We start from the raw sequence: 7458 nt of genomic DNA, 5'->3' as shown, positions 1-7458 counted from the left end.
TTGAAGTCCGGGCATCAGCATTCCTTGGTGGGTCGGAAGTTAACGTGACAACACCCATAGTGGTTCTAGTTCTTTTACGCAGGGGGGGACGTAGCGTGCCCTGAGCGGAAGTGTCAAAATCTTGTTGCGTACGCTCGCAGCACAGTTTTCTCGGCTCAGGCGCAATTTACAGGGTACGGGACGGAGCGGCCATTTGATCGCACCGCGGGTACTTGTGCAGAAGCGGCGCGAAAATCGCTGCGTTGCAGCCAATGTCATCAGGCCAGTCATTCATAGTCACGGGGAAGCCTTGATCACATACTCCTCTTTCGCCGCACTCAGGCCAGACAATTTCTTTCGGTAGTTTACTAAGGATCTTGGTCACCGGCAGTTTCAAAAACTACCTGCCCTGGCGGTACTTGCATTGCGACAAGGGAAACTTCCTTGACTCTATTCTGGCTAAGGACCACAAAAGTGCATTGGTGAAAATTACTCGTCGCCGCGATGCTGCCGTCTTCGATGATCCAATGGCCTTCAGAATAACTGTAGCATGTGCCCCAGCATAGGAACGGGTTTCGCTGGGGTCTTCGTGATGAGCTAGTTCCTCGCAAGCATACACAACTGTCACCTGACAAGTCCCAGTCGTCGCGTGACTCATGAAAGAAGGCGCCGTATGAACAACACATGGCTAATAATTAGCGTGCTTGATGCCCGATAGATCAGGCCCCAGGCTTCGCCTCAATCTGTCATTCATCGTGTTTTCGAACCGCGTTCTGTGTTTGATCCCGACACTCTTGTTGTTGCTCACAGGGACGCAGCTTCCTGCCCAAGTCACAGGCAATGCCGACGGAATGGTTTGTGAGGAAGGTTTCGAAAACAAAAACGGATCCTGCCAAAAAACAGACTTACCAGAAAACGCATATTTGACGGGTAGCTCCTATGGCAGTGGCTGGGAATGCAAACATGGTTTCCAGCATGTCGGGGAGTTTTGCGAGGAAATCAATGTTCCTGAGAATGCCTACCTTGCATCGACTGGAGATCGATGGGTGTGCAATCGGCTCTTCCGGCAAGTCGGAGAAAAATGCGAAGAAATGACTGCGCCGCAAAATGGGTACGTTGAAACCCGGTTTGGCGCACAGGAAATACACTGCAACTGGGGATTTCGTAAGGAAAGCCAGGATTGTGTTGCGATTAGTGTCCCAAGCAACGGCCGTCTGACTGACAAAAACAGCGCGGATGGTTGGGTATGCCTCAGAGGTTACAGGGCAGCGGAGAGCGGCTGTGAGCCTGTGGCCGTTCCACTGCATGCATACCTTGCGCCTGAAACCTACTCTGGATGGAAATGCGAACGTGGCTTTCGCGCAAACCAGGACAGGTGCGTTGCGATCCTTGTCCCTTCAAACGCTCATTTGAATCGGAGAGGTGATGGTTGGGAATGTAATCGGCCGTTCACAAGACAGAACGATAAGTGCACCGAAAATATGCCGCGAAAATAGGTTGGGGAAATCAATATCGCCTGACATATCCGGAAGGACCAAGCCGTGAACCATAACTCGATTGACGAAAACCTGGGCAAAATGCTCAAAGCCGAAAGGGCGCATCGCTGGTCCTACAGAGTGAAGATGTTTATCGCGTTAGCGGTGTTTGTTGCGGCCATAATTGTGGTCGTGTTTCTCTGATGCGCAAAAATGCCCCTCAAGTAACCCTTCACGGTTCAAAGATATCAGTTCGTGGTCTGGAACAAAGAGCATTTCAGGACCGCAGTGTTCGTAAGTCGCGGAACGCCGACGTATCAGGCGTGATTGAAGAAGAGTTCGGAAAGTACTTGATTAAGGCTGGTATTCTGAGCGGCAACAGCGTTGCGCGCGCATTCCCCAAGCCACCAGCTCAAACGCAGGCAATGATTGCCGATGCAGTTGGCGAAACACCGGCATTGGCCATTGAAGCCTTAAAAGAAATTCTCAAAGCACGAGACAGGAAGCGTAGCGGTCAACGCCGATTGGAGGGAAACTCCGGTACCCTTGTTCCCAGCGAAAGAGAATATGCCGAGGCATTGCGCCAGATCAGGCTGACCCCTGCACAGGTTACAATGCTCAAAACACTTACAATCGCAGGCAAGGAGGGTCTGACCATTGGTCACTTGTCTCAGGCGGCTGGTTACAAATCGCGCGAAGCGTCCGTCAAGGTCTTCAAGAAAATCGGGCTATTGATCGCAGAATATCTGGAACTCGAGCTTCCCGAAGCCGGATCGGCACAGAATGATGGCGCCGCACAGGTTCTGGCATTTTCTCACATCAAAAGTGACGATGAACCAGCGACTTGGATCATGCATCAGGAACTGCGCGATGCTGTTCGTTCGGTTCTATGACGCACGTTCCAGCCCCAGCTTTTGCAACGAACTCTGAACCGGAACAATTGCACGAAAGGTTGCTCACGTAGCTTATGTTGGAGAAAAGACCATATCCGCTCGACCTGATCTATGTACCTGTGAAACGGGCGAAAACGCTTGATCAACAAAAAGTTCTGACGCTGGCCGAAGATATCCTGAAGAACGGCCAGAAGACGCCGATCCAGATACGCGCGGACAACAAGAGGTTCGTGCTGATCGAAGGCCTTCACCGACTGGAGGCCATTCGCGCCCTAGGCGGTGACACTGTCGAGGCATATCTGGTGCGCGCCAGACTACACTGAGTTGTTATTGGTGTTCGACAAAGCCTCGGAAAATGTCAGCAAGCGCTGACTTTTTTCGTCCCAAAGGTGCAATCGCGCACAATGAAAGCTCTCATATAAAGTAATACGCTGGCAATCTTCCAACTCGGAATGGTCACGCAAAACCTCGTTTAACCGATAAAACGGTATGCGGCTGGCAAGGTGGTGAACATGGTGCACACCAATATTGGCAGAGAACCAACGCAGGATGCCTGGTAGGGCATAGTGAGAACTTCCAAAGAAAGCGGCGTTCTGAAGATTCCACCCCTCTTCCCGTTCCCAGGTCGTGTGTTCAAACTGGTGCTGAATATAGAAAAGCCAAATACCAATCGACGCGGCGACGATCATGGTTGGCAGGAATACATAAACCAATACATCCAGGCCTCCGATCCAAAAAATCAGAGCCAGGACCACCGCAATCGCGGCGTTTGTTCCCATTGCACTTGCCCAATACAGCCAGCCTGACCGCATGAACCCAAAAGGCAAGCGATTTTGAAGAAAGAACGTGTAGACCGGTACGATACAGAACAGGAAGAAGGGGTTCCGGATTAACCTGTAAGCGGCACGACTGGCCCACTTGCGCTTCAGGTATTCCTCTACAGTCAACGTAGGGATATCGCCCATCCCGCGCCGATCAAGGTTGCCGGTTGAGGCGTGGTGAATCGCATGGCTTTGCCGCCAGACGTCATAAGGTGTGAGGGCGAGAACACCCAGGACCCGGCCTGTCCAATTGCAAACGGTACGGTTTCTAAAGAATGATCCGTGACCACAATCATGCATGATGATGAAGATACGCACCAGAAATGCGGCGTTCAGGATGGCCAGTAGAACAGCGACCCAGATACTAAGGGATAGTGCAAACCACGCTGCGCCCCATAGCGCGAAAAAGGGGATGACAGTGATTGTCAGTTCAAAAACGCTACGCTTCGTATCGGGCACACGGTATTGCGCGAGCGCCCGGGTCAATTCCTGCTGTTGCAACTGACTTGTTCTCCAACGGCTCTTAGGAGCCCTCTGAGCAAACGGGCACCCCAGAAGGGTGCCCCTAGCAGGCTATGCAAGTGCCAGGTTGGCGGCGCTGTCGCGTCCGTCACGGCCAGCCTCGACGTCGAAGGTAACCTTCTGGCCGTCCTTCAATTCGCTAATGCCGGAACGTTCGAGTGCTGAAATATGCACGAACACGTCGCGCTTGCCATCTTCAGGTTCGATAAAGCCAAAACCTTTGGTCGAGTTGAACCATTTTACTGTGCCATTTGCCATGGTCGAAGTCTCCTAATACTTGCCGCCCGCATTATTGCGGCGACTCGGCGTGGTCGGTCTGAATCGAAAGACTGAGCGCCGAATTTGGGAGACAGCAGGTCGAAAAAGAAAAACGTTAGCCTTGTGTATATGGACTTCGAGTACGCACGATACAAGCCTTGATACAATAGAAAGCAACAGAAGATCTGAGTCTGCCTAGCCCAATTTAGGACAAGGATAAGCAGAACCATTGCTCTGCGATTCGGAAATCAGAGGTCGGCTTCATGATAAAAACCTGCCGAGTGCGTATACAGCAAATTGATTGCTCAGGCACGGTAGGTAGGGCTCACTGTCCGAAATCGCAGTGTGCTTCAAGAACACCGCGGCGAGGCAAAAATGTTCATTGATTGATGGAAACATTGCTAAATCAACGAGTTGACTTCTCTAACGAACGGTAGATTCTGCGCGGCCCGAATCTTGGGTCATGCTGCGTTGGCATAGGGCGACTGCGAGCCTCAAAGTGCCATTAGTAGGTCCGTATCTGCGCAAGCATCGGGCAAAAAACGTTCCCGATGTTACAGTTGGCCGTAAGTTCATTCAGGGCGGCCTCCAATCGCTTAAGTTCGATTATCTTCATACGCACATTGGAGATATGAAGCTCGGCCAGTTCCTTAACGGATTGGCAATCCTCGCTATCGCCTTCGGACAGGTTGAGAAGCACCTTTGCATCGGCAAGCGAAAAACCCAAGTCTCGGCACTTCCTTAGAAAACGAAGCCGTCCAACATCGTGCGCGGAGTACATGCGTCGATTATTCGATGCCCTTTCTGGTTTCGGCACGACCCCTTCGCGTTCGTAATAGCGGATAGTTTCAATTCCGACTCCGCTCCGCCGGGATGCTTCCCCAATCGCAAACATGTGAGATTTCCTGCCTTGATCCTGAAGTGGCTACAGACGTTATACGAGAAGTTGCTGTCTCTACAACTCCGCGCGTCATGGCTCATGAGGGAAACAGAATGCAGAAATACCTTAGCCTCAACTATTTGGGATCGCTATCAGCGCTTGGCGTCGCGACTTGCTGCGTTTTGCCCATGACAATGATGTTACTGGGGCTGGGCGGCAGTTGGTTGGCAATCTTTGGGAAGGTTGCGGCAGCGAGTTACTATGTGCTGACGATTTCAACGGCGCTCGTCGCGATATCGTGGCTGGTATCTTATCGGCGCGGTTCCTTACCGACGTTGAAATGGCGGCTTGCAGGAACGACTCTAATCAACGGCGTGGCTTGGGTCGTTGTGTTTAACGAGGCACGGATTAACGATTACCTGATCATGCAGATGTGAGACTATGACAAAACAAACTGTAGTCCTAGAAAGCACCCTGACTTGCCCGAAATGTGGCCACAGCGAAACCGAGCAAATGCCAACGGATGCTTGCCAGTGGTTCTATGAATGCAAGTCGTGCAAAACAATTTTGAAGCCGTTGGAAGGCGACTGTTGTGTTTACTGTTCATATGCCACGGTCCCGTGTCCACCAATTCAGCTAGGCGATAGCTGTTGCGGATGAAGTGAAGGACGGCTTTGTCGGGCGAACTGTGAGCTGCCGCCGCGAGCATCGCTGCAATTTGCATGAGTGACCGGTTTTTCCGCTGCTTGGCGGCACTAGATATTCGGCAATCGCAGCGTTTTGCTGCTGCAAGCGCATGCAGCAATAAAACCCAGGGTACAGATTGGGCTCCAAGCGGTCATGCGGCATTGCAGCATTCTACAAGGGCTACACGAAATCTGACTGGCAGCTTTCACAGTCTTAGCCGGTTTCTCTTGCATGTGCGGAGAAAGTCCGCTTCCCGCCCTTGGCACCGGAATCTTCCATTTATCCCGGGTATTCCGATGGGTTTCCGCGTGGCGCTGTGTTTTTAATAATGTGCTATTTTCAGCGCTATAGACGCTTTAAAAATGTACTTTTCAAAGAGATCCTCTTGCCTTTTCTTTGAAATTATACGATTTAGGGCGTCATGAACGCTGGAAGATCGCAAAATCTGAAGAAAGTTCTCGACTCGGTGCCCGCTGGGTATCTCGTCGATGCCAACTGGCTCACCGCCCATGGCATAGCCTACGAAACCTTTCGCGACTATGTAAAACGGGGCTGGCTCGAACGCGTTCACCGCGGCGTTTTCCGCCGACCTGTTCCCAATCCGCCCGCATCAAACACCATTGACTGGAAGGCCTGCCTGATCTCGATGCACCATATCATGGGCTATGATATTCATGTCGGCGGCAAAACTGCTCTCTCTCAACAGGGCTACGACCACTACCTGCATTTGGGAGACAACGCCCCTATCTGGATCTATGGCTACAAAATACCCAACTGGCTCACGAAGCTGCCACTCAATGCACCTATAGAAACGCGCAATACGTCGTTGTTCACTGACCAGGCACTTGGCGTTACAAATGACGACCTAAAATCTGAAAACTCCCTCCCGTGGGACTGGCAACTGCGCATGTCGGCCCCCGAACGGGCGGTCATGGAAGCTATGGACGAATTGCCGGACCATGAGAGTTTTCACAACCTCGACATGGTGTTCGAGGGCTTGACGACGCTACGACCTAAGTTGCTCTCGGCGCTCTTGTTGAGCTGCAAGAAAATAAAAATCAGGCGCCTCTTCTTCGTTTTTGCGGATCGCCACAATCACCCCTGGCGCAAACGACTTGATGCTGACGCCTTCAACCTCGGGACGGGGGATCGAGCATTGGTCAAAGGTGGCCGGATACATCCGCGATATCGTATCATGGTACCGGAAGAGTTCGCCACGACAGAGGCAGAAAATGGCGCGTAGGAACTATGAATCCCAGGTCGCCCTTCTCGTGCGTGTATTGCCTTACGTAGCGAAGGAAGAGATATTCGCGCTCAAGGGCGGGACAGCAATCAACCTCTTCTATCGCGATCTACCGCGGCTCTCGGTTGATATCGACCTGACATATCTGCCGATAAAAGAGCGCGAACAGAGCCTCGCCGAGATCAACGAAGCCATGGATCGTATCGCTAAGTCGATCGAAAGGGGCATCAACGGGGCCAAGGCTCAAAGAATAAAAGGAGGTGGGGGCGGCGCCACCCGCGTGCTTGCGCGTCTGGAAGGTGCAGAAGTCAAAATCGAAACCTCGCCAGTCACGCGCGGCGTTGTTCACGACCCCGAAACCCGGGCGGTCTCCGACGCTGTAGCAGACGCGTTTGGCTATGCAGAAATTCAGATCGTCTCATTCGAAGATTTGTTCGGCGGTAAGCTCCACGCAGCCGTGGATCGCCAGCATCCACGCGATCTCTATGATGTAAAGCTTCTCTATGAACACGAAGGACTGACGGATGATCTGTTCCGGACTTTCCTGATCTACATCGCCTGTTCGGCACGTCCGGCACACGAATTGCTGAATCCCAACCTGATTGCCCTAGATCAACCTTATGTGCGTGAGTTCGAGGGCATGACTAGGCTCAGGACTCATAGCCAAAAGATAACGAGTGCGGCGAGCGCGATTGCAGAG

General features: G+C 52.2%; 9 protein-coding genes. 6 read left to right on the top strand and 3 right to left on the bottom strand.

Annotated features, from left to right (window positions below; genetic code table 11):
* Nucleotides 1-1657: 1657 nt before the first annotated feature.
* Both GS632_RS21910 and GS632_RS21905 read left to right on the top strand, forming a co-directional pair.
* Nucleotides 1658-2347 carry a hypothetical protein gene (locus GS632_RS21910; RefSeq protein ID WP_171238904.1) on the top strand — a complete coding sequence of 230 codons (690 nt, stop codon included), beginning with the start codon at nt 1658-1660 and terminating at the stop codon, nt 2345-2347.
* A 74-nt stretch (nt 2348-2421) separates the two neighbouring features.
* Entirely contained in the window at nt 2422-2670 is a 249-nt protein-coding gene (locus GS632_RS21905) for a ParB N-terminal domain-containing protein (protein ID WP_170357377.1), read from the top strand.
* Here GS632_RS21905 and GS632_RS21900 read toward each other — a convergent pair.
* From GS632_RS21900 to GS632_RS21890, 3 genes are all read right to left on the bottom strand, one after another.
* Nucleotides 2662-3669 carry a fatty acid desaturase gene (locus GS632_RS21900; RefSeq protein WP_171238903.1) on the bottom strand — a complete coding sequence of 336 codons (1008 nt, stop codon included), beginning with the start codon at nt 3667-3669 and terminating at the stop codon, nt 2662-2664. The genes GS632_RS21905 and GS632_RS21900 overlap by 9 nt on opposite strands.
* A 72-nt stretch (nt 3670-3741) precedes the next feature.
* Nucleotides 3742-3948 carry a cold-shock protein gene (locus GS632_RS21895; protein WP_170430361.1) on the bottom strand — a complete coding sequence of 69 codons (207 nt, stop codon included), beginning with the start codon at nt 3946-3948 and terminating at the stop codon, nt 3742-3744.
* 505 nt (nt 3949-4453) lie between these two features.
* Nucleotides 4454-4843: a MerR family transcriptional regulator gene (locus GS632_RS21890; protein ID WP_171722493.1), complete on the bottom strand. Its 390-nt coding sequence runs from the start codon at nt 4841-4843 to the stop codon at nt 4454-4456.
* A gap of 98 nt (nt 4844-4941) precedes the next feature.
* Here GS632_RS21890 and GS632_RS21885 point away from each other — a divergent pair, with 98 nt between their 5' ends.
* From GS632_RS21885 to GS632_RS21875, 4 genes are all read left to right on the top strand, one after another.
* Complete coding sequence (locus GS632_RS21885) at nt 4942-5265, top strand: hypothetical protein (protein ID WP_171238901.1); 324 nt, start codon at nt 4942-4944, stop codon at nt 5263-5265.
* Between the two features lie 4 nt (nt 5266-5269).
* A complete protein-coding gene (locus GS632_RS22240) occupies nt 5270-5488 on the top strand; it encodes a GDCCVxC domain-containing (seleno)protein (RefSeq protein WP_253284533.1) in 219 nt (72 codons plus the stop codon).
* 448 nt (nt 5489-5936) lie between these two features.
* Nucleotides 5937-6758 (top strand): type IV toxin-antitoxin system AbiEi family antitoxin, encoded by an 822-nt coding sequence (locus GS632_RS21880; RefSeq protein WP_171238900.1) that lies wholly within the window; start codon nt 5937-5939, stop codon nt 6756-6758.
* A partial coding sequence (locus GS632_RS21875; RefSeq protein WP_171722492.1) for a nucleotidyl transferase AbiEii/AbiGii toxin family protein occupies nt 6748-7458 on the top strand: 711 nt, incomplete at its 3' end. The genes GS632_RS21880 and GS632_RS21875, both read left to right, overlap by 11 nt.

This window comes from Ruegeria sp. HKCCD7296, from assembly GCF_013110775.1.
Taxonomy (GTDB): Bacteria; Pseudomonadota; Alphaproteobacteria; order Rhodobacterales; family Rhodobacteraceae; genus Ruegeria.
This window is presented reverse-complemented; position numbering and strand designations above follow the sequence as displayed.